The 412-nt window shown below is 72.1% G+C and carries 1 protein-coding gene; it reads right to left on the bottom strand.

What is annotated here, in order from left to right:
• The coding region (locus AOQ53_RS18255) for a transposase (protein WP_148640348.1) at positions 1-412 on the bottom strand (412 nt) is incomplete at both ends.

Here is a 412-nt window from a genome sequence, read left to right as displayed (position 1 = left end):
CGTCGTGCATGTCGTCCCGGGTTTCCCAACGGGTCCGTAGACGGCGCGGTCCGTGGAGCCAGGCGATGGCGGCCTCGGCGACCCACCGGATGCGACCCAGGCCCGAGCCGTGCGGTTGTCCTCGCCTGGCGATCTTCGGGACGATGCCGCGCTCACGCAGCCGACGGCGGTACAGGTCGTGGTCGTACCCGCGGTCGGCATACAACTCGCGGGGCTTGCGCCGGGGGCGGCCTCGTTTCCCCCGCACCGGCGGCAGCCCGTCGACCAGCGGCAGGAGCTGGGTGACGTCGTTGCGGTGTCCGCCCGTCAGGGACACCCGCAACGGGGTGCCGTGCGCGTCGGTCAGCACGTGATGCTTCGAGCCCGGCCGCGCACGGTCAACCGGACTCGGACCGACTTTTGGGCTGCTACG

The organism is Streptomyces azureus (assembly GCF_001270025.1).
In the GTDB taxonomy this organism is placed as follows: Bacteria; Actinomycetota; Actinomycetes; order Streptomycetales; family Streptomycetaceae; genus Streptomyces; species Streptomyces azureus.
The sequence above is the reverse complement of the archived record's forward strand: the minus strand, read 5'-3'. Positions and strand labels throughout refer to the sequence as shown.